Source organism: Pantoea sp. QMID4 (genome assembly GCF_030270445.1).
GTDB lineage: Bacteria > Pseudomonadota > Gammaproteobacteria > Enterobacterales > Enterobacteriaceae > Pantoea > Pantoea vagans.
Window position 1 is genome coordinate 1 of record NZ_BSXL01000002.1, and the last position, 24,577, is coordinate 24,577.

A 24,577-nucleotide genomic window follows, 5' to 3' on the forward strand; every position below is an offset into this window, starting at 1 on the left:
CGGTGGTCCCACCTGACCCCATGCCGAACTCAGAAGTGAAACGCCGTAGCGCCGATGGTAGTGTGGGGCCTCCCCATGCGAGAGTAGGGAACTGCCAGGCATCAAATAAGTGAAGAAGCCCCGCACGCGAGTGCGGGGCTTTTTTACGTCTGCTGTTTGCCACTTTAAGCTGAAACATTTTCATTTTCTGCATGAAACCTCGACAATCTCTGTTGATCACTATAATGTTGGGCATCCAGATGTCTAAACGTTTATATGGTTGCAAGAGGTGAGCAGGTTATGCCAATCAGGGTTCCCGACGAATTACCGGCAGTGAATTTTTTGCGTGACGAAAATGTCTTTGTTATGACATCGTCGCGCGCCAGTGTTCAGGAGATCCGCCCGCTTAAAGTGCTCATACTGAATCTGATGCCGAAAAAGATCGAAACGGAGAACCAGTTTCTGCGTCTGCTTTCCAACTCGCCCTTACAGATCGATATTCAGCTGCTGCGCATCGACAGCCGCGAGTCACGTAATACGCCCACTGAGCACCTCAACAATTTCTACTGCAATTTTGAAGATATCCAGCACGACAACTACGATGGCTTAATCGTGACAGGTGCACCACTGGGACTGGTTGATTTTAATGATGTCGCCTACTGGCCCCAGATTCAGCGCGTACTGCACTGGGCCAATGAACACGTCACCTCCACCCTGTTTGTCTGCTGGGCCGTGCAGGCTGCGCTTAATATTCTGTATGGCATTCCCAAGCAAACCCGGCATAACAAGCTGTCTGGCGTCTATGAGCACCAGATTTTGCATCCCCATGCGTTACTGACCCGGGGGTTTGATGATAATTTCCTTGCGCCACACTCACGCTATGCTGATTTTCCGACTCAGCTGATCACGGATTACACCGATCTTGAGCTGTTTGCTGAATCGGAACAAACCGGCGCCTACCTGATAGCGAGTAAAGACAAACGTCTGGTGTTTGTTACCGGTCACCCGGAGTACGACGCGCTGACGTTGTCGGGTGAGTATCATCGTGATTATGAAGCGGGAGTAAGCCCGGAAGTCCCGTATAACTACTTCCCGCAGGATAATCCAGCACTGCCACCGCGCGCCACCTGGCGAAGTCACGGCAATCTGCTGTTCTCGAACTGGCTCAACTACTATGTTTACCAGATCACCCCGTTCGATCTGCGCCGCATGAATCCAACGCTGGAATAGTCCCACCTGACGAGCAACTGAACCGTGTTAGCCAAAGGCAACACGGTTTTTTTTCGTCTGTAAAACGCTAATGAAATCCGTTCCTTTAATGAAAATAACTTTAAATACATGTAAAACATTGGGATAGAACAATTTATATGCAAAAATGGAAATAGTTTTTGATTTAGAAAAATAAATGATTATGCTCTGATCCTGTCGCTCACAAAACGAACACCATGTGGATCCGCTGCATTCGATCCTTTGAATACAGGAGAAAGCCAGCATGACAGACTCAGTGATCAGCCATACCCTCTCTTTCAGCCAGCCCTTTAACCGTGCTGAACAGCAGTTGTTAACCCCCGAGGCCATCTCTTTTCTGGAGGCGCTGGTTGCGTGCTTTGCACCGCAACGCGACGTGCTGTTATCAGCTCGCCAGCAGCGTCAGCAGCAATATGACCAGGGCTATCTGCCAGGCTTCGATATGGAAACCGCTTCCATAAGAGCCAGTGAGTGGCGTATTCAACCTATTCCGGCAGATTTAAAAGATCGTCGCGTCGAGCTCACGGGGCCACCCGAGCGAAAAATGGTGATTAATGCCCTGAACGCAAACGTAAAAGTTTTTATGGCCGACTTTGAGGACTCGCTGTCGCCGGAGTGGTCAAAACTGATTGACGGGCAGCTTACCCTGCGTGAGGCGGTGCAGGGCACGCTGCGTTACACCAGCGACACGGGCAAAATTTATCAGCTCGGCGCTAATCCAGCGGTGCTGATGTGCCGGGTTCGCGGCCTCCATCTGTCAGAAAAACATGTCAGCTGGCAGGGTGAGGCGATTCCGGGCGGGCTGTTTGATTTCGCGCTCTATTTTTTCCACAACGTCCGGCCTTTACTGGCTAAGGGCAGCGGACCTTACTTCTATCTGCCTAAGACCGAGAGCTGGCAGGAGATCGCATGGTGGCGTGAGATCTTCAGCTTCAGCGAGGATCAGTTCGATCTGCCGCGCGGCACGATCAAAGCGACAGTGCTGATTGAAACCTTACCCGCCGTGTTTCAGATGGATGAGATCCTGTGGAATCTGCGCGATCACATTGTGGGCCTCAACTGCGGCCGCTGGGACTACATCTTCAGCTACATCAAAACTCTGAAACAGCATCCGGATCGCGTTCTGCCGGATCGCCAGTCCGTCACCATGTCTCAGCCGTTTCTTGATGCTTACTCGCGCCTGCTGATTAAAACCTGTCATCGCCGGGGAGCATTCGCGATGGGCGGAATGTCAGCGCTGATCCCCGCTAAAGACCCGACGCGCAATACCTGGGTATTGCAGCGTGTAACGGAAGATAAACAGCGGGAGGCCGGTAACGGGCACGACGGCACCTGGATTGCACATCCGGGGCTGGCGGATACCGCCATGGCGGTCTTCGATGCTGCGCTGGGCGACCGGCCGAATCAGCTGCATATTCTGCGCGATGAAGATGCCCCGATCACGGCGGAGCAGTTACTCGCGCCCTGCCAGGGCGAGCGCACCGAAGCGGGGATGCGCGCCAACATCCGCGTCGCGCTGCAATACCTTGAAGCGTGGATTAGCGGCAACGGTTGTGTGCCAATTGACGGGCTGATGGAGGATGCTGCTACTGCTGAGATCGCACGCACCTCAACCTGGCAATGGATTCGTCATCAGCAAATGCTGAACAGTGGCCAGCAGGTCACGGCCGAACTGTTTCTGCGCTGGCTGAACGAAGAGCTGCATCTGTTGCAAAACGCGTTGGGCGAAGCCCGCTTTAGTGCCGGTCGCTATGACGACGCGGCGCAGCTGATGGCGCAGATCACCACCGAGCGAGAGCTGGTTTCTTTTCTTACCCTGCCAGGCTACCGCCTGATCCCCTGAACAGAGGAGCTATTGCCATGACACGTACTCAACAGATAGAACAACTGGAACAACTCTGGCAGACCACACGCTGGCAGGGCATTACCCGCCCTTATAGCGCAGCAGAGGTGGTGAATCTGCGTGGCTCGGTCCTGCCCGCCTGTACGCTGGCGGAGCGAGGTGCGGATAAGTTATGGGCGCTGCTGAACGGCGAGGCGAACAAAGGGTATGTCAACAGTCTGGGGGCGCTCAGCGGCGGGCAGGCACTGCAGCAGGCCAAAGCGGGCATCGAAGCGATCTACCTTTCTGGCTGGCAGGTAGCTGCGGATGCCAACGTAGCCGGGCAGATGTATCCCGACCAGTCGCTCTACCCGGTGAACTCGGTGCCGGAAGTGGTAACCCGCATTAATCAGACCTTTCAGCGTGCCGATCAGATTCAGTGGTCCAGCGGCATTGAAAAGGGGGACAGTCGGCACACCGATTTCTTTCTGCCGATTGTCGCTGATGCGGAAGCCGGCTTTGGCGGCGTACTCAATGCGTATGAGCTGATGAAGGCGATGATTCAGGCGGGCGCGGCGGCGGTTCACTTCGAAGATCAGCTGGCGGCGGTAAAAAAATGCGGTCACATGGGCGGCAAAGTGCTGGTGCCGACTCAGGAAGCGATTCAGAAACTGGTGGCGGCGCGGCTGGCGGCTGATGTGATGGGAGTACCCACCGTGCTGCTGGCCCGCACCGATGCCGATGCCGCGGACCTGATTACCTCAGACTGCGATGAATACGATCGTCCTTTCATCCTGGGTGACCGGACGGCAGAAGGCTTCTTCCGCACCCATGCCGGTATTGAACAGGCAATCAGTCGCGGGCTGGCCTATGCCCCTTACGCTGACATCCTGTGGTGCGAAACCTCGACGCCGGATCTGGCGATGGCGCAGCGCTTTGCCGACGCCATTCATGCGCGCTTCCCCGGCAAATTGCTGGCTTACAACTGCTCGCCATCGTTCAACTGGAAGAAGAACCTCGACGATCGCACCATCGCGAAGTTCCAGCAGGCGCTCAGCGACATGGGCTATCGCTTCCAGTTCATCACGCTGGCGGGCATCCACAGCATGTGGTTCAACATGTTCGATCTGGCGCATGCCTATGCCCAGGGCGAAGGCATGCGTCACTACGTGGAAAAAGTTCAGCAGCCTGAGTTCGCTGCCCGCGATCGCGGTTACAGCTTCTCGTCACATCAGCAGGAAGTGGGCACTGGCTATTTCGATCAGGTGACCAATATCATTCAGGGCGGTAAGTCTTCGGTCACCGCGCTCACCGGTTCGACCGAAGAACACCAGTTCTGACCCTTTTCCTCTGACGGATTCCCCGCCCGCACCACGCGGGCGGGCATTGACCGGAGCTCACTATGCCGCCACGTGAATCCCTGATCGCCCACACTATTCTGCAGGGTTTTGATGCGCAGTATGGCCGCTTTCTGGATATTACCGCCGGGGCGCAGCAGCGGTTTGAACAGGCAGAATGGCAGGCGGTGCAGCATGCCATGAAGGCCCGTATTCATCTCTATGATCATCATGTCAGTCTGGTTGCCGATCAGCTGCGGGTGCTGAACGGCGCGGCCAGTTGGGATGAGATTTTCTGGCTGCGGGTCAAGGATCATTATCAAAGCCTGCTGCCTGGCTATCCACGGCATGAGATTGCCGAAAGCTTCTTTAACTCCGTCTATTGCCGGTTACACGGACATGCTGACTTGCAGCCGGACCGGCTGTTTATCATGAGCTCTCAGTCTCTGACCACACCGGTCACACCTTTGCGGCCCTTATCACGTCATTACCAGCCGGAGCGGGGCTGGCGGGCATTGATGGACCAGGTGCTGGAGGATTTACCGCTGACGCTGCCGTGGCAGCACCGCGCGCGTGATGTCGGCTGGATTGTCCGCCACCTGCAGTCGCATTTCCCCCGGCTGAACCAGGGCTGGCTTGAGGTCAACAGTGAACTCTTCTATCGCAACAAAACTGCCTGGCTGGTGGCGCGCCTGCATCTGCCGGAGGACATTTTTCCCTGTCTGCTGCCGATCCAGCGCACTGAAACGGGCGAACTGTGGATCGACACCTGCCTGACTGATGTGAATGACGCCAGCATTGTCTTTGGTTTTGCCCGCGCCTATTTCATGGTGTATGCCCCGGTGCCTGCGGCGCTGGTCGCCTGGCTACAACCGATTCTGCCCGGCAAAACCCTGGCTGAACGCTATATGGCGATTGGCTGCCAGAAGCACGGTAAAACGGAAAGCTATCGTGAATATCTTCAGGCGCTGGCAGAGAGTGAGACGGCTTTTGAGATCGCGCCTGGCGTGCGGGGCATGGTGATGCTGGTCTTCACGCTGCCGGGCTTTGACTGGGTGTTCAAGGTAATAAAGGATCGCTTCGCACCGCAAAAAGAGGTGACGGAAGCGCAGGTCCGCGCCTGTTATCAGCAGGTCAAAGAGCACGATCGCGTGGGACGGATGGCGGATACGCAGGCGTTCGAGCAGTTTGTGCTGCCATTGTCGCGTATCTCACCGGCGCTGCTGGCGGAACTCCACGCCTGCGTGGCAGAGAAACTGCACATCGAAGGCGATCGCCTGATCATCCATCATTTGTGGCTGGAGCGTCGTATGCAGCCGCTTAATCTCTATCTTGCTCAGGCAGATGCGGCAGAGCGACGCCATGCCATTGAAGAGTATGGCAACGCCATTAAACAGCTGGCAGCAGCCAATATTTTTCCTGGCGACATGCTGTTTAAGAACTTCGGCATAACCCGTCATGGGCGCGTGATTTTCTACGACTACGATGAGATCCGCCCGATGCAGGAGCTGAATTTTCGCGAGGTGCCCGCGGCGCGCTATGACGAGGATGAACTCAGCGCCGAACCGTGGTACAGCGTCGGTCCGGACGATGTCTTCCCGGAAACCTTCCGCTATGTGTTATGCAGTGAAGCCGCAACCGGCGCCTTGTTGCTGGAGTTACATCCGGAGATATTCGACGCCCGCTGGTGGTGCGCGCAGCAGCAGCGCCTCGCCCTGGGTCATGTGGAAGAGGTGATCGCCTGGCGGCAGACGCAGCGTTTCAGCGTCTGCTATGCGGCGGAGACGGTCAACGGCCACTATACGCCAGCGTAACCTGACGCGCTTCGCGGATGACCAGCGCACCTAACTCCGTAATCCGATCGTCTGTCATGCGGGCGATAGGGCCGGAAATCGAGAGCGCGGCAAACGCCTCGCCATGTTCATCATAGATGGGCGCGGCGACACAGCGCAGTCCGAGCGCATGCTCTTCATCATCCAGCGAAAAACCCGCTTTGCGCACCTGCGCCAGATTCTCTTTCAGACTCTGCGGCGACATCAGGGTTTTCGGCGTGTAGTAATGCAATCCTTTCTGATGCAGCAGGGCAGTAACCTGCTCATCACCCAGATGGGCCAGAAAGGCTTTGCCTGCGCCTGACGCGTGCATCGGCAGTTTGCCGCCAATCGGCGCAGACATCCTCATCAGCTGGGTGCATTGCACCTGATCAATGATCACCGCCTGGTGGTCGCTGAGATCCAGCACCGCCAGATTCACCGTCTCACCGGACTGCTCCATCAGGTTACGCAGCACCGGGTGAACCAGCGCCAGCAGATTGCGGCTTTGCAGGAAACTGCTGCCGACCACAAAGGCGTGCGCGCCGATTGTCCAGAGCCCGAGATCGCCTACCTGGCGGACAAAACCCTGCTGCTGCATGGTGCTGAGCAGGCGATGCGTGGTGGAGTTAGGCAAACCCGCCTGCTGCGCCAGCTCGGTCAGCGCCACGCTACCATGTGAATCCGCAATCAGTTCCAGCAGGGTCAGGCCGCGCGTCAGCGACTGGACCTGACCGCCCGCAGGTGCAGCAGCAGGGATGCCACGCGGTTTCTTACCGCGCTTAACGGGAACGGGCGTTGCCATCATTGTTTCTCCTTTTTCATTGTGGAAATCATTTTCGTTTTAATCACACCGTTTGCAAACGCTGGTTTTCTGGTCAGACCTGTATGGTCATAACTGGACCCTGTCGCAGAAGAGGTTACTTTGTCACCAGACAGGCTTGTGCCAGAATGAAAAACAGGGTTTTCCGCCCGCAGACTGACGTGAATGGGGCAACAGTGAGCACTAAAATCGACGCGCTACATCAGCAGCTCGCACAACGCATTATGGTGTTGGATGGTGGCATGGGCACCATGATCCAGAGCTACCGGCTGGAGGAAAAGGATTATCGCGGCAGCCGTTTTGCTGACTGGCCCTGCGATCTCAAAGGCAACAACGATCTTCTGGTGCTGAGTAAACCCAAGGTGATCCGCGAGATCCACAACGCCTATCTGGCTGCCGGTGCGGATATCCTGGAAACCAACACCTTCAACGCCACGTCGATTGCGATGGCGGATTACCAGATGGAAAGCCTGGCGGCGGAGATCAATTTCGAAGCGGCCCGGCTGGCGCGCGCCTGCGCCGATGCCTGGACGGCGAAAACGCCGGATCGGCCGCGTTACGTTGCGGGTGTGCTCGGCCCGACTAACCGCACCTGCTCGATCTCACCCGACGTCAACGATCCTGCTTACCGCAACGTCACCTTTAATCAGCTGGTGGAAGCCTACCGCGAATCGACCCGTGCGCTGGTGGAGGGCGGTGCTGACCTCATCATGATCGAAACGGTGTTTGATACGCTGAATGCCAAAGCGGCCATTTATGCGGTGCAGACCGAGATGGAAACGCTGGGTGTGAAGCTGCCGCTGATGATCTCCGGCACCATCACCGACGCCTCCGGCCGGACGCTCTCCGGTCAGACTACGGAAGCGTTTTACAACTCGTTGCGTCATGCCGAACCGCTCTCTTTTGGCCTGAACTGTGCGCTGGGACCGGATGAGCTGCGTCAGTATGTGGCGGAGCTGTCGCGCATCGCCGAGGGCTACGTCACCGCCCATCCCAACGCCGGACTGCCGAACGCCTTTGGCGAATACGATCTCGATGCGGCGCTGATGGCGGAGCAGATTAAGGAATGGGCCACCTCGGGCTTCCTGAACATTATTGGCGGCTGCTGTGGCACGACGCCGCAACATATTGCGGCCATGGTCGCGGCGGTTGACGGCGTCGCGCCGCGCAGGTTGCCGGTGATGCCGGTGGCCTGTCGCCTCTCCGGTCTGGAGCCGCTGAACATCACCGCAGAGTCGCTGTTTGTTAACGTCGGTGAGCGAACCAACGTCACCGGCTCAGCAAAATTTAAGCGGCTGATTAAAGAAGAGAAGTACAACGACGCGCTGGAAGTGGCACTGCAGCAGGTGCAGAGCGGCGCGCAGATCATCGACATCAATATGGATGAAGGGATGCTCGATGCCGAAGCGGCGATGGTGCGCTTTCTGAATCTGATTGCGGGCGAACCGGATATTGCCCGCGTGCCGATTATGATCGACTCCTCGAAATGGGCGGTGATTGAGAAAGGGCTGCAGTGCATTCAGGGCAAAGGGATTGTGAATTCGATTTCGATGAAAGAGGGTGAAGCGGCCTTTATCCACCATGCGCGCCAGGTGCGGCGTTACGGCGCGGCGATGGTGGTCATGGCGTTTGACGAAGTGGGCCAGGCAGATACCCGCGCCCGTAAAATCGAAATCTGCCGCCGCGCTTACCGGATCCTGACCGAACAGGTCGGCTTCCCGCCGGAAGATATCATTTTCGATCCCAACATCTTTGCGGTCGCCACCGGCATCGACGAGCACAACAACTATGCCATGGATTTCATCGGTGCCTGTGAAGACATCAAGCGTGAACTGCCCCATGCGCTAATCTCTGGCGGCGTCTCCAACGTGTCGTTTTCATTCCGTGGCAACGACCCGGTACGTGAAGCGATACATGCGGTGTTCCTCTACTACGCTATCCGTAACGGCATGGATATGGGCATCGTCAACGCAGGCCAGCTGGCCATCTATGACGATCTGCCGACAGAACTGCGCAAGGCGGTAGAGGATGTGATCCTTAACCGACGGGATGATGGCACCGAGCGGCTGCTGACGCTGGCGGAAAAATACCGTGGAGGCAAAAGCGACGGTGCGCAGGACAAGCAACTCGCCGGGTGGCGTAGTTGGGACGTGGTGAAGCGGCTCGAATATTCGCTGGTCAAAGGCATCACGGAGTTCATCGAGCAGGATACCGAAGAAGCGCGCCAGCAGGTGTCCCGTCCGATAGAGGTGATTGAGGGGCCGCTGATGTCCGGCATGAACGTGGTCGGCGACCTGTTCGGCGAAGGCAAAATGTTCCTGCCGCAGGTGGTGAAATCGGCGCGCGTGATGAAGCAGGCGGTAGCGTATCTGGAGCCGTTTATCGAAGCCAGCAAAGAGGCGGGGCGCAGCAACGGTAAAATCGTGCTGGCTACGGTTAAAGGCGACGTGCATGACATCGGCAAGAATATCGTCGGCGTGGTGCTGCAGTGTAATAACTACGAAATTATCGATCTTGGCGTGATGGTGCCGGGCGAAAAAATCCTCAAAACGGCGCGCGAAGTGAAGGCGGACATCATCGGCCTGTCTGGCCTGATTACGCCGTCGCTGGATGAGATGGTCAATATGGCGAAAGAGATGGAGCGGCAGGGCTTTACCTTACCGTTGCTGATTGGCGGCGCGACCACTTCGAAGGCGCATACTGCCGTCAAGATTGAACAGCACTATAGCGGCCCGACGGTCTACGTGCAGAACGCTTCTCGCACCGTTGGCGTGGTGTCGTCGCTGCTCTCCGCCACGCTGAAAGACGATTTTGTTGCCCGAACCCGCAAAGAGTATGAGACCGTGCGCATCCAGCATGCACGCAAAAAGCCGCGCACGCCGCCGGTCCCGCTGCAGGCGGCGCGCGACAACGCCACGTCGATTGACTGGGAAAGCTACACGCCGCCGGTGCCGCATCGCGCTGGTGTCAGTCAGGTGGAGGCCAGCATTGCGACGCTACGCCACTACATCGACTGGACGCCGTTCTTTATGACCTGGTCGCTGGCGGGTAAATATCCCCGCATTCTTGAAGATGAGGTGGTGGGTGAAGAAGCGCAGCGTCTGTTTGCCGATGCCAGTGCGATGCTCGACAGATTAAGTGAGGAGTCACTACTGAAGCCGCGTGGCGTGGTCGGTATTTTCCCGGCTAACCGGGTTGGCGATGATATCCATGTTTACCGCGATGAACGACGCGATGAAGTTTCGTGTGTGAGTCATCACTTACGTCAGCAGACCGAGAAAACCGACTTTGCCAACTACTGCCTGGCGGATTTTATTGCCCCGAAGTCAACGGGAAAAGCGGATTACCTTGGCGCGTTCGCGGTGACCGGCGGACTGGAAGAGGATGCGCTGGCGGAGGCCTATGATCGTCAGCACGATGACTACAACAGAATCATGGTGAAAGCGCTGGCTGACCGTCTGGCGGAAGCTTTTGCTGAATACCTGCATGAGCGGGTGCGTAAGGTGATCTGGGGCTTTGCGCCCAACGAAAACCTCAGCAATAAAGAGTTGATTCGCGAAAATTATCAGGGGATACGTCCGGCGCCAGGCTATCCGGCCTGCCCGGATCACACTGAAAAAGCTGCCATCTGGCGTCTGCTGACAGTGGAAGAACAGACCGGCATGAAACTGACCGAATCCTTTGCCATGTGGCCGGGTGCGGCGGTGTCTGGCTGGTATTTCAGCCATCCTGAAAGCCGCTATTTCGCCGTGGCGCAGATTCAGCGCGATCAGGTAGAAGATTATGCGGCACGCAAAGGGATGTCGGTTACGGAGGTGGAGCGCTGGCTGGCACCGAATCTCGGCTACGATGCGGACTAAATAAAAAAAGCGGCCTGAGGGCCGCTTCAGACAGCTAGCAAATCCAGCTCCGGATAAATCTGGCAGCAATGAAGAAACTCAACGCCCAGGGAACCCGATCAGAGGAGGAAAGCGTCCCGCGCCAGGGATGGCATTAGCGCCTTTCCGATCTGACCGGGTTCCCTGAGCAGGGGCGATCTCATTGCTATGCTTTGCTTCAGGCGAATGCTCCCATCGCTTTGCGTCTGGCGGTCAGATTTACCCTGAGCCTGCTTTCCCTCATTAGCATGAAGCGGCCCGGAGGCCGCCTCTGCTTAGTTAAAGCGCGCGTCGCGATCCGACGTCAGATCATACAGCTGGTACTTACGCCCCAGCATCTGACCGCCATCACGCGTCAGCGGCACCCAGTTGACCTGCGCGCGACCGCGTGTTGGCGTCACGGTGAACAGATCCATCGGCACGGAGATATAGAAGCCTTTGGTGAAGTCGCCTTCGCCATACTCTTCCGACGACACGTTGGTTTTGGTGGCATAAACACCGACCATCACGCCGCTGTCGAAGCGCTTCGACACATCGACCGTCACACCTTTATCTTTCGCCAGATACTGACCGACGCTGGTTTTCACCAGCACATCCTGCATGAACCACGGACGCCAGTAACCGGTCAGGTTGCCCGTTGACGCTTTATAGCGGTTAAACTGCATCATATTGTCCCAGTCACGCTGACGGACATAGTTGGCATCGACGCCTACCGCCCAGTTCGCATCGACCGGGCGATAAAGCAGCTCGCCGCCCACGCCGCCGTACATCGTCTCCAGATAACCGCCGTAGACCTGACCATAGAAGCCGTTACCGAGGTGGCCCATATAGTTCGCCTGTAGATCGTTGACGTACACGTTGTTCTCAACGTAATCACGGATATGAGTACGCACGCGTGGCAGTGAAGAGTCAGCCGGTGCACCGTTATAGTTGAACTTGTCGTAGTTATTCGCGAGGTTACCAAACAGACTGCCGCCCACCAGCAGGTGATCCGTCAGCCAGTAATCCGCGCTGGCCATCACGCCAACCTGATACATGTAGAAGCTTTCCGGGCCGCCCACCGACTGATTCAGCACCGGTGACAGGCTGTAGTTCAGTCGATCCTGGCGAATAAACATACCCTGTTCAGTGTTACCCGGATCGACCGGTTCTTTTCGGGTCTGTTGCAGCGGCTGCTCGTGGCCCAGCGGGTAGCCTTCCAGCTCGTTACGCAGACTGGCAACTTTCGTTTCAGTGGTCACCTGCGGCATGTTAAAGCGCGACTCGGTCACATTGATGGTGTCGATGCCGTCCGGCAGGTGGTTCATGATGATACGGTTAGCGCGATCCACCCCTTCACGGGTATCACGATACTTCGTCTGCTCGCCTGACACATATAACGTGTGGCCCTGAGTCTGAATCCGCGGACCATCAAGACCCGCGTTGTATTTCAGATCGGTCAGCTGAGTGCCGACTACCGTCGGTTCCAGCAACTGAGGCTGCGGCTGCGGATTGTAGGCCGGCTTCTCGCTGTCGATGTGTGCCTGACGCAGATCGTTGAAGTTGGTACGAATGGTGACACCAAACATAAAGGTGTTGCCGCGTTCGTAGCTTGCGTTGATGTCAGCCCAGTCGGTCACACGATAAATCGCGCCGACGTTGAGCTTGCTGCGCTGATCAAGGCGGCCAGCAAAGTCATTCTGATAGTTGTTGCCCTCATACTCCATTTTGAGACGCAGCGGCTGCCAGGGCGTCTGATACTCCACGCCGCCGAAAAATGCCGTCGGACCGTGGAACATCTGCGAGCCATTGATGGAACCCGCCTCGCCCACCCGTGGACGCTGGCAATAGCTGTCGCTATAAGAGCAGAACGGGTTCTTCACGGTGCCGCTGTTACCGAGATAGCCCCAGCCGAGGCCCAGGGTGAAGTCGAACGGTCCCCAGGCTTTGGTTCCCACCACATATTCACTGTCAAACAGGCCGGTACCGCCGAGATCGCGGGTTCCCACCGCCACTTCCGGCAGCCAGAAGCCTTCCTGCCACAGACGCAGTTTCAGGTCGAAGGCTTTATCCTTATAGCTCTGCGTGCCGCTAAATTCTGACACTGCACTGTACTGCCGGGTGCGCACGTCGGTATAACGCACGGTCGTCTCCAGCCAGGGAAAGAGCTGCAGTGACGCAGAGTAATAGCGGTACTGATCGTTGTCGCGCGCATTGAGGCTGAACTCGCCTTCTTTGGCCATGCGCGCCGTCGGCACCTGCATCAGGCCCACACCACCGAAGTCAGATTGTGACGGGCCTACCGGCGCGGGGAAGGTGTCGGCCTGCGCCTGACAGGCTGCCGCCACGGAAACAGCCAACAGGCTGAAGAGATAACGTTTTTTCATCAGTCTGGTATCCGGTGAGTCAGTACGGAAAGAATGCGATCGTTCAGATCTTCATAGCTGCCTGGCAGGCTCCATGAGGAAAAGCCGAGCCAGATAACGCTGCCTGGCTCCACTTCCGCGTGGCGATGATTCCAGTAGGCAACCGGCACCTGCTGTGTGGCGCCTGAAGGCGCAATCACCGTGACAAAATTGCGTTCTGCACCGGAGAGTGACGGGTGACCCTCCAGATAGTCGCGTACTGATTTACCCGGCTGCCAGCTCACTTTGCCTGCGCCGCTTAATGCGCCGAGCAGCAGCACTGAATCGGATGGCGCCTGCAGCCAGAGGTCATAGCTGCCTTCCAGCCGACGGTTGTCCGCCGGATGGAGACGGATCCAGTCCGGGTCAAGCGGGGTGAACTGACGACCTGTCACGTTGATGGCGCTCAGCTGGCGGATGACCTCATCAATGGCTGCCGCCCGATCGCCGCTGCTGTCAGCACGCCAGGCACGTAAAGCACCCAGCGTCTGTTGATAGTGCTGCTGTGCGACGGCGCTGGCACCGCGCTCGGCAATAATGGTACGGCGCCAGTCCGTATTGGCCTGCAGCGGAGGCAGTGTTACCAACTGTGAGAGATCCGCGATCTGGCTCAGCTCAGCCTGACCGCCATTGTGCGGTGCATGAACGATAACCTGTGCAGTCGCCTGTGCTTCTGCGGCGCTGAGCAGGCTCAGCCCGGCCAGCAAAATAGTGATTTTTTTCATGATTTCGCCGGCTTCAGAATAGTGATATCGACAGGGAAGGCATCGGCCGCCAGCATCTGGTGGGCCTGCACCACATCACCGCTGCTGTTGTCGATCCAGAAGGTGTTTTCCCACTCACGGTTACTGCTGTCGATGCTTACCTGCTCATGCCAGACACGGCACGGGATGCGGTTGCCCGCCACGGTCAGCACTTCGTCGGTGCCGCGCTGGAAGGTGGAACGCACGGTCGCGCCGCGAACCTTGCCCTGCTCGGTCCACTGCACGATGCGGGTCCAGCCTGCGCCATTGCTGATATGCAGGCTGTCAGCAAGCGGATCCTGTTGCAGATTGCTGACGCTCAGCAGGTTATCGGGTAAGCCCAGGGTTTTAACCAGGCGGCCGTGCTGTGTCACCAGCATCGCCTGATCCTGCGTCACCCATTTCTGCTGCCCCTTCTCGTTGTATCCCAGCACCACAAAAATGCGCGGACCGTCATTCAGACGAGCATAGAGACTGGCATAGGGAAGATTGTTGACCTGTTGATCGGTGACGGTCACGTCATCCGGACCGTTAACCGCGAGCAGCAGGGTCTGTTCAAGACCTTTTTGCGTTTGTGTACAGGCCTGCAGCAGCAGGCAAGCGAGCAGCAGAGGAAGTCGGCGCACTGTGTGTCCCTGATAAGTCATGCCAAAGTAAAAAATAACCACACAGGCGTGTGGTTATGTTTAAAGGTGCTCTGCCCGTCACGGCTGGCTGCAGAGATACAGGTTACAAGGCTTAGCGTCATCACTTAACGAAGTCAGTGATTCAGCCTCGGCCCGTTTGCTGCACATCAGCAATCAGACGGGAGTCGGGCATTCATCAACGAGTGGTGCTCGTCGTGGTCGTGGTTGTTGTACCGGTATTTGCGCCGTCACCACCGCCAGAAGCAGCAATGCCGAGCCCCACCAGCGCGCCAAGTGCGCCGATACCGACAGCGGTGGACGTGCCAGCAGAGATTGCTCCCGCCTGCGCGCCAGCTGCCGTACCTGCTTCACCGGCTTCCTGCGGCGCAGCAAATGCGCTGGAAGAAGCGGCAACGAGGATCAGGGCTGCACCGGCAACCATAGTTTTTTTCATAACAACGTTTCCTGCATTGAGTGAATGAAGGATCTCTGACCGGCGACAAGGGCAATACAGACAGGCTGCAACCAGAGCGACGGACAGTCCCATTGCGGGCGCGTTCATTATAGGGCAACAAAATATCAGAGTTCAGTGCCATAAAAACCAGGGCAAATAGCGGGGTGATTGCGTGATTTAATCAGTGGTATTGGGGATAACTGCTTTTTATATCGGAGTATTTCCGGTTGATACCCTATATTTCGCTGCGGCTAAGGGCATTGCAAAGCGTAATGTTCTTTTTTATTTATATCTGGTACGGAATAAGAATAATCAGAATTTACTCAGAGGGGCTTAAATTAAATATGATTATGAATCAACAGCTAACCCTGTGTGACATTCGTTTTCAGATCCATTTTATACTGGTTATCGCGCTGTTCCGTACGCTGATGTTCAGAATTATCTTAGGGTATTTTAGGAATTTTCCCGCGCCCTGGTTAATCCCTGAATCGATAAATCGCCCAGTAAGGTGTTAAAACAGACAAAAAAAGGGCGGCAACATTGCCGCCCGATGAAATTAACGCCGATTAACGCCAGGATTTATAGCGGTTAATTAAGGCATTAGTGGAACTGTCGTGAGAGGTAATTTCGTCCTCATTTTCCAGTTCCGGCAGAATCCGGTTCGCCAGCTGCTTACCTAATTCCACACCCCACTGATCGAAGGTGAAGATATTCAGGATGGCACCCTGCGTAAAGATTTTGTGCTCATATAGCGCAATCAGCGCGCCCAGGCTGTAGGGCGTAATCTCACGCAGCAGGATGGAGTTAGTCGGGCGATTACCTTCAAACACCTTGAACGGCACAATGTGGGCTACAGATTCTGCAGATTTGCCGGCATCGGTAAACTCTTTTTCCACGACGTCGCGTGACTTACCAAATGCCAGCGCTTCGGTCTGGGCAAAGAAGTTAGAGAGCAGTTTTGGATGGTGGTCTGTCAGCGCGTTATGAGTAATAGCCGGCGCAATAAAGTCACACGGAACCAGTTTGGTACCCTGATGGATCAGCTGATAAAACGCGTGCTGACCGTTAGTGCCGGGTTCGCCCCAGATAATAGGGCCAGTCTGGTAGTTCACCGGGTGGCCGTCGCGATCCACATATTTGCCGTTTGACTCCATATTTCCCTGCTGGAAATAGGCGGCAAAGCGGTGCATGTACTGGTCGTAAGGCAGAATCGCTTCGGTTTCGGCACCAAAGAAATTGTTGTACCAGATGCCAATCAGCGCCAGCAGCACCGGCAGGTTCTGCTCCGCCGGGGTAGAGGCGAAGTGCTGGTCCATGGCATGTGCGCCGCTCAGCAGCTGCTTGAAGTTATCGAAACCAATGGAGAGAATGATCGACAGGCCGATTGCTGACCACAGTGAATAGCGGCCGCCAACCCAGTCCCAGAATTCAAACATGTTATTGGTGTCGATACCGAATTCACCCACCGCTTTGGCGTTGGTCGACAGTGCAGCAAAGTGTTTCGCTACATGCTGCTGATCGCCTGCGGTTTTCAGGAACCAGTCACGCGCGCTGTGGGCGTTGGTCATGGTTTCCTGAGTCGTGAAGGTCTTCGATGCGACCAGGAACAGGGTAGTTTCCGGGCTGAGATCTTTCAGCGTTTCGGCGATGTGGGTGCCGTCAACGTTGGAGACAAAATGCATATTCAGATGGTTTTTGTACGGGCGCAGCGCTTCCGTCACCATAAACGGACCAAGGTCGGAGCCGCCGATGCCGATATTCACGACGTCGGTGATCGCTTTACCGGTATAGCCTTTCCATTCGCCGCTGATGATGCGCTCTGAGAAGCCTTTCATCTTGTCCAGCACGGCATTGACCTCTGGCATCACATCTTTGCCATCCACCAGAATCGGCGTGTTACTCCGGTTACGCAGTGCGACGTGCAGCACCGCACGATCTTCGGTGCGGTTAATCTTCTCACCCGAGAACATAGACTTAATGGCACCGCTGAGATCGGTCTCTTTGGCCAGCGCCTGTAACTTATCGAGGGTTTCCTGGGTGATGCGGTTTTTGGAGAAATCCACCAGCATCTGATCATCAAAGGTGGCAGAGAATTTGGCAAAACGATCGGCATCCTGAGCGAACAGATCGGCAATTTCTACCGATTTCATCTGCTCAAAATGCTGTTGCAGCGCTTTCCAGGCTGCGGTTTGTGTCGGATTGATATTTTTCATGGCAACACTCTTGTTGATATTAAGAACCGTCATTCCATCGGAGGCACATCATGCCCGTTTAGCGTTTCAGTATGACCACACTTGTAACTGAAAGGAAAAATTTTGTCAGCGCACGCCGCGCAGGCGAGGTGAATGCTGCGATCTGACGTCAGCATTCACTGGCGCGAACAACCTGCGGATGGCAGAAGTATCACGCGCTAAAGTGTGACGCGAAAGTCTGCGCAAAACGTTGTGCCGTGTCAGGGATTGTTGCAGGGGCTGAACCCATTAAGCACTTTAGCCGCTGCGGGGCAGGGTCATTTGTTTTCTGATGCGGCTCTCCGGTCATCGCTGACATTGACAGCAGGTCCAGAAAAGGCTAGATCTATGCGCCTACTTGCGCACCTGTGTGCAAGCCAGAAGAGGCGCGTCGCCCAGGCAGTGTGTTGGAGGAACCGTATCCGGTGAAAACACATTATGGGGAGCGACGCCGAGGTGGGTCAGCACGCGGTGTGTTGCCTGTCGGCTACAGGGGCTGAATCCTCTGGGTTGTCACCAGAAACGTCTGCAGTCGACGTTTTGCAAGGTGGGGCGCTTCTGGGTGACTCGTCTATCCGATCTTGTCCGCCCGTTTCTGCTCTTTCCTTGTGCCTGGCTGAAAGCATGTTTCTCGACCCTTTCTGCGGCGAGAACAAGATAACCTGACACGAGGTCCTACATGTCTCAAACTCTGATAGTGGCAAAATTCGGCGGCACCAGCGTAGCCGATTTTGAAGCGATGAACCGCAGCGCCGATGTGGTGTTGCAGGACGCCAGCACGCGTCTGGTGGTGCTCTCTGCCTCGGCAGGCATTACCAATCTGCTGGTTGCGCTGGCTGAAGGCCAGCAGGCACCCCAGCGCGCTGCTCTGCTTGATGATATCCGCCGTATCCAGTACGCCATCGTCGATCGCCTGCAACGTCCGGACGTGATCCGCGATGAAATCGATCGGATGATCGACAATATCAGCATGCTCTCAGAAGCGGCGTCACTCGCCACCTCAAATGCCCTGACCGATGAACTGGTCAGCCACGGCGAGCTGATGTCTTCACTGCTGTTTGTTGAAATTCTGCGTGAACGTCAGGTGAATGCAGAGTGGTTTGATGTTCGCAAAGTGATGCGCACCGACGATCATTTTGGCCGGGCCGTCCCGGATGTCCAGGTGCTGGCGGAGCAGGCGACGGCGCAGTTGCAGCCGCGCATTGAGCAGGCGCTGGTGATTACCCAGGGCTTCATCGGCAGTGAAAGCGAAGGGCGTACCACCACTCTAGGGCGTGGCGGCAGTGACTACACCGCCGCGCTGCTGGGCGAAGCGCTGAATGCGGCGCGAGTCGATATCTGGACGGATGTGCCGGGTATCTATACCACCGATCCGCGCGTGGTGCCGACGGCGAAGCGTATTGATGAAATCACCTTCGAAGAAGCCGCTGAGATGGCGACGTTTGGTGCAAAAGTATTGCATCCGGCGACGCTGCTGCCCGCCGTGCGCCGGGGCATTCCGGTCTTCGTCGGTTCCAGCAAGGATCCGGCCGCGGGCGGCACCCGCGTCTGCAACGAAACACGCAATCCGCCGCTGTTCCGGGCGCTGGCGTTACGTCGTAAGCAGACGCTGTTAACGCTGCATAGCCTTAACATGCTGCATACGTTTGGTTTCCTCGCCGAACTGTTTAACATTCTGGCGCGTCATAACGTCTCCGTTGATCTGATCACCACCTCTGAAGTGAGCGTGGCGCTGACGCTGGACACCACCGGCTCAACCTCGACCAGCGCCAGTCTGCTGACCCAGGCGTTGCTGACTGAACTCTCTTCGCTGTGCCGGGTAGAAGTGGAGGAAGATCTGGCGCTGGTGGCGATTATCGGCAATGAGCTGTCAAAAGCCTGCGGTGTCGGCAAAGAGGTGTTTGGTGTGCTCGACCCGTTCAACCTGCGGATGATTTGCTATGGGGCCAGCAGCTACAATCTTTGCTTCCTGGTGCCGGGCAACGACGCGGAAAGCGTCGTCCGTACGTTGCACCGCAATCTGTTCGAGTAAATCCGACCGCTGTTCAGGCCGCGTCTGCGCGGCCTGAACAGCGGCAAAAAAGCTTCACTTCGTTCTGATCATCCGCTGGTTTCCTTCTTCCAGATAATTCAATTAATCCAAAGGGTTATTGCCCACTACTATCAAATGAAAATCCCTTTCTTGTTTGCAGGCAGGCATGATCACTGAGGTCGTGATGATGGCTATCTTCCTGATTGTGATCATGGGCGCGACCAGCGAACGCGTGCCAAAAGGCTTTGCGCCGATCGCGATTGGTCTGGCATTAACCCTGATCCACCTGATCCACCTGATCCACCTGATCCACCTGATCCACCTGATCAGCATTCCGGTGACTAACACTTCAGTTAACCCGGCACGCAGCACCGCAGCAGCCCTCTTCCAGGGTAACTGGTCGATCGCTCAGCGGTGGATGTTCTGGTTGATGCCGATTCTCGGTGCCGCGATTGGTGGTTTGATCTACCGCGGTTTAGAGGATAAAGCAGCGTAATTTCGTCGACATTCAGCAGATCGGCAGCAGTCGATCCGCATTTTCCTGCCTCGCCCCATCTTCGCCTTACGCCATGATAATGAAGTGTTATGATCCCGGCCTCGTCACGGCAGTCGTTCCTGCATGATGACGCTCTATGGCAAATCTGCACTAAACATAACATTCTTATAAGGAAGTCTGGCTATGCTCGCCACGTTAACCCGCCTGTTCCCGCTCTGGGCCGTGCTGCTGTCTGTCGCCGCTTATTACTCTCCAGGCACCTTTCTCGGCATCGGACCCTGGGTCACTTATCTGCTGATGCTGATTATGTTCGGCATGGGCGTAACCCTGAATATCGACGATTTCAAACGGGTGCTGACCCGACCTGCGCCGGTGATTGCCGGCACCTTTCTGCACTATCTGGTGATGCCGTTAGCCGCCTGGGGGCTGGCAAAGCTGTTACATATGCCGCCCGATCTGGCCGCCGGTATGATTCTGGTCGGCAGCGTGGCCAGTGGTACTGCCAGCAACGTTATGATCTATCTGGCGAAAGGGGATGTGGCGCTGTCAGTAACGATCTCGTCAGTTTCCGCGCTGGTGGGCGTGTTCGCTACGCCGCTGTTAACCCGCCTTTATGTCGACACCCACATTCAGGTTGATGTGGTGGGTATGCTGCTGAGCATCGTGAAGATCGTGGTGATCCCAATCAGCCTTGGACTGATCATTCATCACAGTATGAACAGCGCGGTTCGCCGGGTTGAACCCTGGCTGCCTGCGTTTTCGATGGTCTGCATTCTGCTGATCATCAGCGCGGTGGTGGCGGGCAGTCAGGGCTTTATTGGATCGGTGGGTCTGATGGTGATCGCGGCGGTGATCCTGCATAACGCGATTGGCCTGCTTGGCGGCTACTGGGGCGGCAAGCTGTTTGGCTTTGATGAGTCAACCTGCCGTACGCTGGCGCTGGAGGTCGGCATGCAGAACTCCGGTCTGGCGGCGACGCTGGGCAAACTCTACTTCTCGCCGCTGGCGGCATTGCCGGGCGCGCTGTTCTCGGTGTGGCACAACCTGTCAGGTTCGCTGCTGGCGGGATACTGGTCTGGAAAGCCGATTAAGAAGAAGTAACCGTGGCGGCGCATTATTGCGATGCGCCGCTTCTCACTGCTGTTACGCTGGACGACCGCGTCGGCGCAACAGACTATTCATACGCCTTATTCATAATCACGCTCATCGTCGGGCTGTTCCAGTACGGTATAAGCCACGCTGCAGAACAGGGAATTCAGGCGCTTCATGTCGCCGAGCAAACCGAGGTGCAGGGAACTGGTCTCAATGCTCTGCACGTTCTGCTGGTGCAGACGGTCAACGTGGGCGTGAGAGTAGCGGCGAATCATCAGGCGGAAGCGATGTTTCGCGCGGCGCAGACGTCTGGCGCTGGTGACATCGTGCGAAAGAAAGACTGACAGGCTCATTCTGAGGTTGGTGATCAACAGTTCCTGCAACTCCTGCAGCTCCTTTAATCCCTCGGCAGAAAACGTGCGGCCCGCTGCCAGCGACTTGTCAGCGACATCGCCGCTCATCCGTTCAATGATGTCACCGGCCTGTTCCAGATTCAGCGACATCTCAATAATTTCGCCCCAGCGGCGCGAATCCTCTTCGGGCAAATCCTCTTTTGGCATCCGCGCCAGATAGAGTTTGATGGCGGTATAGAGCACATCGACATCATCATCCAGCCGACGCACCGTGCGCTCCTCGCGGGACTCGCCATGCACGACTTTATTAAACGCTTCCAGCATCTGCTCCAGCACGTCACCCATGCGCAGCGCTTCGCGGGCGGCATTCACCAGCGCCAGCGCCGGGGTATCCAGCGCACTGCGATCGAGATGCTTTGGCTTAAGCTGCAGCGCGTTATCCACGTCGTCGGCAATGAGTCGACGGCAGAGGCGCGCCATCAGGTCAGCAAACGGCACCATCGCCACGCAGCGGATCAGGTTGTAAAACACATGGAAGAAAATCACTAACTCTTCATCGTTGACCGGCAGCTTATCGAGCCAGATCGCCACAATATCGACAAACGGCAGGATCAGGACGCAGCCAATGAACTTGAACAGCAGGCTGCCGAGCGCAACGCGCTTACCGGCGGCATTCGAGCCACTGGCGTTGATCATCGCCAGCAGACCGCTACCGAGATTGGCACCAATCACCAGACAGAGCGCGACCTTAAACGAAATCACGCCAGTTGCAGTCAGTGTCGCGGTAATCAGCACCGCGGCCAGACTGGAGTAACTGATAATGGCAAACACTGCGCCCAGCAGTGCATCGAGCATTACATCGCCGGTCAGGCTGGAGAAGAGTACCTGCACACCCGCGGCCTGAGTAATCGGACGCGCCGCTTCGACAATCAGCTGCAGCGCCAGCAATATCAGGCCCAGGCCGATACTGGCGCGACCTAACTGACCGGCGCGGGTCTGCTTGCGGCTAAGGAAAAACACCACACCAAAGAAGATAAACAGCGGTGAGAGCCAGGAGAGATCAAAGGTCAGGATGCGCGCCATGATGGCGGTACCAACATCCGCGCCCAGAATGACCACCAGCGCGGGCGTCAGGCTGACCAGATTCTGGGCCACAAACGAGGTGACCAGCAGCGTCGTGGCGTTGCTGCTCTGTACCAGCGTAGTCACGCCGAGACCCGCCAGAAACGCCATCGGTTTTTTTTCTATACTGCGGCTCAGCACACGGCGCAGATCGGCACCGTAAACCCGCATGATGCCGGTTCGCACAATGTGCGTGCCCCAGACCAGCAGGGCCACTGCAGAAAGCAGATTAAGCAGAGTTAACACGGGGTATCGCTCCTCGTTTGTCAGGCTTCAAACAGCACAGATTGCCAGCCTGACAGCAAGAGCAATCTGTGAAGGGGATTGCCGTGCTATGCGTGATTTTTTCCTGTGTTTTAAGCCACCTGGCGCAAAGTCGACAGCTCTAATTGTAGACCAATCTTCCTGCCAGCGGGGTGCAAATCCGCCGCTGATCGGTTCAGCACATCGACCGAAAGCTCCACGTCATGCGCCCGGATACGGTAGCGGATGACGTTGCCCAGCAGGCTGTGGCTGAGGATTTCCGCAGGAATACCCTGGCCCGGCGCGGTAAACAGCATCGATTCCGGGCGAATGGCGACCTGGCTGTGGAAAGGCTGGCCGGTCAGCCGCGTCGCCTGTTCCGCGCTAAGCAGGTTGTAGTTGCCGATAAATCCGGCGGCAAAGAGATCGACCGGCTGGGTATAGAGCGCTTCGGCATCGCCGTTCTGCACGATTTTGCCCCGGTTCATCAGCACAATGCGGTCGGAGAGCGTCAGCGCCTCCTCCTGATCGTGGGTAACAAACAGGGTGGTGAGATTCAGCTCGCGCTGAATGCGCCGGATTTGATCGCGCAGATGGCGACGGATGCGTGCATCCAGCGCCGACAGCGGCTCATCCAGCAGCAGCAGACGCGGACGCGTCACCAGCGAACGCGCCAGCGCCACGCGCTGACACTGCCCGCCTGACAGCTGATGCGGATAACGGCGCGCATAGTCACTGAGTTCCACCAGTTCCAGCACCTCCAGCACCCGCTGGCGGATCTGCGCCTCGGGCAGTTTCTGCATCTTCAGGCCAAACGCGACGTTCTTCTCCACCGTCATGTTGGGAAACAGTGCATAGCTCTGGAACACCATGCCAATGGCGCGCTTCTGCGGGGCCAGCGGCACGATATCCTTGCCCTCCAGCCTGATTTCACCGCTGTCGACGCCGGTTAATCCCGCCAGACAGCGCAGCAGCGTCGATTTGCCGCAGCCGCTGGGGCCAAGCAGGGTGACAAATTCCCCTTCAGCGGCGCTGAAATCGATCTGCTCGAAAATGGGCGTCGGTCCATAGGATTTGTTCAGCTCTCTGACCTCAAGGTAACTCATATTCAGCCTCGTTCGGGATTCAGGGCGTTAGCCAGCCAGGTGACCAGCAACACCACAAAGAAGTAGGAGATCACCAGCGCGCTGGTGAAGTGACCGCTGCCGTTGCGCATGTTGAAGAGGTAAACCTGCAGGGTCTCATAGCGGTTGCCGACCAGCAGGTTAGCGAAGACGAATTCGCCAATCAGAAAGGAGAACGAGAGCAGCACGGCAATCAGCATCCCTTTGCGCAGGTTAGGCAGCACCACCCACAGCGCCGCCTGCCAAGTGCTGGCACCCAGCAGTTGTGCAGCATCAATCAGCTCTTTAAGGTTGATCGCCTGCATATTGTTCGCCAGCGCCCGATAGATAAAGGGCAGCGCGATAGTGAAATAGCAGCCGATTAAGATCCATGGCGTGCCGGTCAGCATCAGCGGTGATGAAGAGTAGAGCTGAAGTAATCCCACAGATGACACAACCGGCGGCACGGCAAAAGGCATCAGGATCAGGATATTCATTACCGAATCCAGTCGGGGAAAGTAGTAAGCGATTACAAACATGGCAGGCAGCACCAGCACCAGCGAGAACAGCAGCGCACCAAAGCAAATCAGCAGCGAATGGCCCAGCGCCGTCAGAAAACGCGGGTCGCTCCAGAGCTGGATGAACCACTTCAGGCTGTAACCCTGCGGCAGAATGGTGTTGCTCCAGTCGGACGAGATCGCATAGAGCAGCGTCGCCAGCAACGGCAGCGCCAGCAGGGTAAAGAGTAACCCGACCATGATCCGGTGATAGAGGTGCTCAGCACGTGACATGACGGCTCC

The 24,577-nt window shown here is 56.7% G+C and carries 16 protein-coding genes, 1 rRNA gene, 1 pseudogene and 1 riboswitch; of the genes and pseudogenes, 9 read left to right on the forward strand and 9 right to left on the reverse strand.

What is annotated here, in order from left to right; all coding sequences use genetic code 11:
• From rrf to aceK, 5 genes are all read left to right on the forward strand, one after another.
• Positions 1-100, forward strand: a 5S ribosomal RNA gene (gene rrf / locus QSK07_RS04860); the annotation flags it as partial.
• 179 nt (positions 101-279) lie between these two features.
• Positions 280-1,209: a homoserine O-acetyltransferase MetA gene (gene metA / locus QSK07_RS04865; protein ID WP_285721002.1), complete on the forward strand. Its 930-nt coding sequence runs from the start codon at positions 280-282 to the stop codon at positions 1,207-1,209.
• 262 nt (positions 1,210-1,471) lie between these two features.
• The gene (aceB, locus tag QSK07_RS04870) at positions 1,472-3,070 is read left to right on the forward strand and encodes a malate synthase A (RefSeq protein ID WP_285721003.1); all 1,599 of its coding nucleotides are present in this window, start codon (positions 1,472-1,474) and stop codon (positions 3,068-3,070) included.
• 17 nt (positions 3,071-3,087) lie between these two features.
• Positions 3,088-4,389, forward strand: a complete 1,302-nt coding sequence (aceA, locus tag QSK07_RS04875; RefSeq protein ID WP_285721004.1) for an isocitrate lyase — start codon at positions 3,088-3,090, stop codon at positions 4,387-4,389.
• A gap of 62 nt (positions 4,390-4,451) precedes the next feature.
• Positions 4,452-6,200, forward strand: coding sequence for a bifunctional isocitrate dehydrogenase kinase/phosphatase (gene aceK / locus QSK07_RS04880; protein ID WP_285721005.1), 1,749 nt, complete (start codon positions 4,452-4,454; stop codon positions 6,198-6,200).
• On the opposite strand, the gene iclR is transcribed toward aceK, so the two are convergent.
• Positions 6,175-7,002 (reverse strand): glyoxylate bypass operon transcriptional repressor IclR, encoded by an 828-nt coding sequence (gene iclR / locus QSK07_RS04885; RefSeq protein ID WP_098053102.1) that lies wholly within the window; start codon positions 7,000-7,002, stop codon positions 6,175-6,177. The two genes, aceK and iclR, sit on opposite strands and share 26 nt — an antisense overlap.
• A gap of 242 nt (positions 7,003-7,244) precedes the next feature.
• Between iclR and metH the strand changes: the two genes are divergently transcribed.
• Positions 7,245-10,880: a methionine synthase gene (gene metH / locus QSK07_RS04890; RefSeq protein WP_502921705.1), complete on the forward strand. Its 3,636-nt coding sequence runs from the start codon at positions 7,245-7,247 to the stop codon at positions 10,878-10,880.
• A gap of 293 nt (positions 10,881-11,173) precedes the next feature.
• Here metH and QSK07_RS04895 read toward each other — a convergent pair whose 3' ends face one another.
• From QSK07_RS04895 to pgi, 5 genes are all read right to left on the reverse strand, one after another.
• Positions 11,174-13,264, reverse strand: a complete 2,091-nt coding sequence (locus QSK07_RS04895) for a YjbH domain-containing protein (protein WP_098051810.1) — start codon at positions 13,262-13,264, stop codon at positions 11,174-11,176.
• Positions 13,264-14,007, reverse strand: a complete 744-nt coding sequence (locus tag QSK07_RS04900) for a capsule biosynthesis GfcC family protein (RefSeq protein WP_285721006.1) — start codon at positions 14,005-14,007, stop codon at positions 13,264-13,266. Before QSK07_RS04900 ends, QSK07_RS04895 begins: the two co-directional genes overlap by 1 nt.
• Entirely contained in the window at positions 14,004-14,651 is a 648-nt protein-coding gene (locus tag QSK07_RS04905; RefSeq protein ID WP_110331185.1) for a YjbF family lipoprotein, read from the reverse strand. The genes QSK07_RS04900 and QSK07_RS04905 overlap by 4 nt, the downstream gene beginning before the upstream one ends.
• 196 nt (positions 14,652-14,847) lie before the next feature.
• Positions 14,848-15,105, reverse strand: coding sequence for an exopolysaccharide production protein YjbE (gene yjbE / locus QSK07_RS04910; protein ID WP_013359757.1), 258 nt, complete (start codon positions 15,103-15,105; stop codon positions 14,848-14,850).
• 566 nt (positions 15,106-15,671) lie between these two features.
• Positions 15,672-17,318 carry a glucose-6-phosphate isomerase gene (gene pgi / locus QSK07_RS04915; RefSeq protein WP_275220108.1) on the reverse strand — a complete coding sequence of 549 codons (1,647 nt, stop codon included), beginning with the start codon at positions 17,316-17,318 and terminating at the stop codon, positions 15,672-15,674.
• Positions 17,319-17,709: 391 nt separating this feature from the next.
• Positions 17,710-17,902: riboswitch (Lysine riboswitch) on the forward strand.
• 113 nt (positions 17,903-18,015) lie between these two features.
• On the opposite strand from pgi, the gene lysC reads away from it, so the two are divergent.
• The 3 genes and pseudogenes from lysC to panS all read left to right on the forward strand — a co-directional run bounded on the left by lysC (position 18,016) and on the right by panS (position 20,965).
• Positions 18,016-19,368: a lysine-sensitive aspartokinase 3 gene (gene lysC, locus QSK07_RS04920; protein WP_033734867.1), complete on the forward strand. Its 1,353-nt coding sequence runs from the start codon at positions 18,016-18,018 to the stop codon at positions 19,366-19,368.
• A 154-nt stretch (positions 19,369-19,522) separates the two neighbouring features.
• Positions 19,523-19,864, forward strand: a pseudogene (locus QSK07_RS04925) (aquaporin); the annotation flags it as partial.
• 183 nt (positions 19,865-20,047) lie between these two features.
• Positions 20,048-20,965 (forward strand): ketopantoate/pantoate/pantothenate transporter PanS, encoded by a 918-nt coding sequence (gene panS / locus QSK07_RS04930; protein ID WP_285721007.1) that lies wholly within the window; start codon positions 20,048-20,050, stop codon positions 20,963-20,965.
• 86 nt (positions 20,966-21,051) lie between these two features.
• On the opposite strand, the gene QSK07_RS04935 is transcribed toward panS, so the two are convergent.
• From QSK07_RS04935 to QSK07_RS04945, 3 genes are all read right to left on the reverse strand, one after another.
• Positions 21,052-22,677 carry a Na/Pi cotransporter family protein gene (locus QSK07_RS04935; RefSeq protein ID WP_285721008.1) on the reverse strand — a complete coding sequence of 542 codons (1,626 nt, stop codon included), beginning with the start codon at positions 22,675-22,677 and terminating at the stop codon, positions 21,052-21,054.
• 110 nt (positions 22,678-22,787) lie between these two features.
• Positions 22,788-23,780, reverse strand: coding sequence for an ABC transporter ATP-binding protein (locus tag QSK07_RS04940; RefSeq protein WP_098051803.1), 993 nt, complete (start codon positions 23,778-23,780; stop codon positions 22,788-22,790).
• Between the two features lie 2 nt (positions 23,781-23,782).
• Positions 23,783-24,568: an ABC transporter permease gene (locus tag QSK07_RS04945; protein WP_061061338.1), complete on the reverse strand. Its 786-nt coding sequence runs from the start codon at positions 24,566-24,568 to the stop codon at positions 23,783-23,785.
• Positions 24,569-24,577 lie beyond the last annotated feature (9 nt).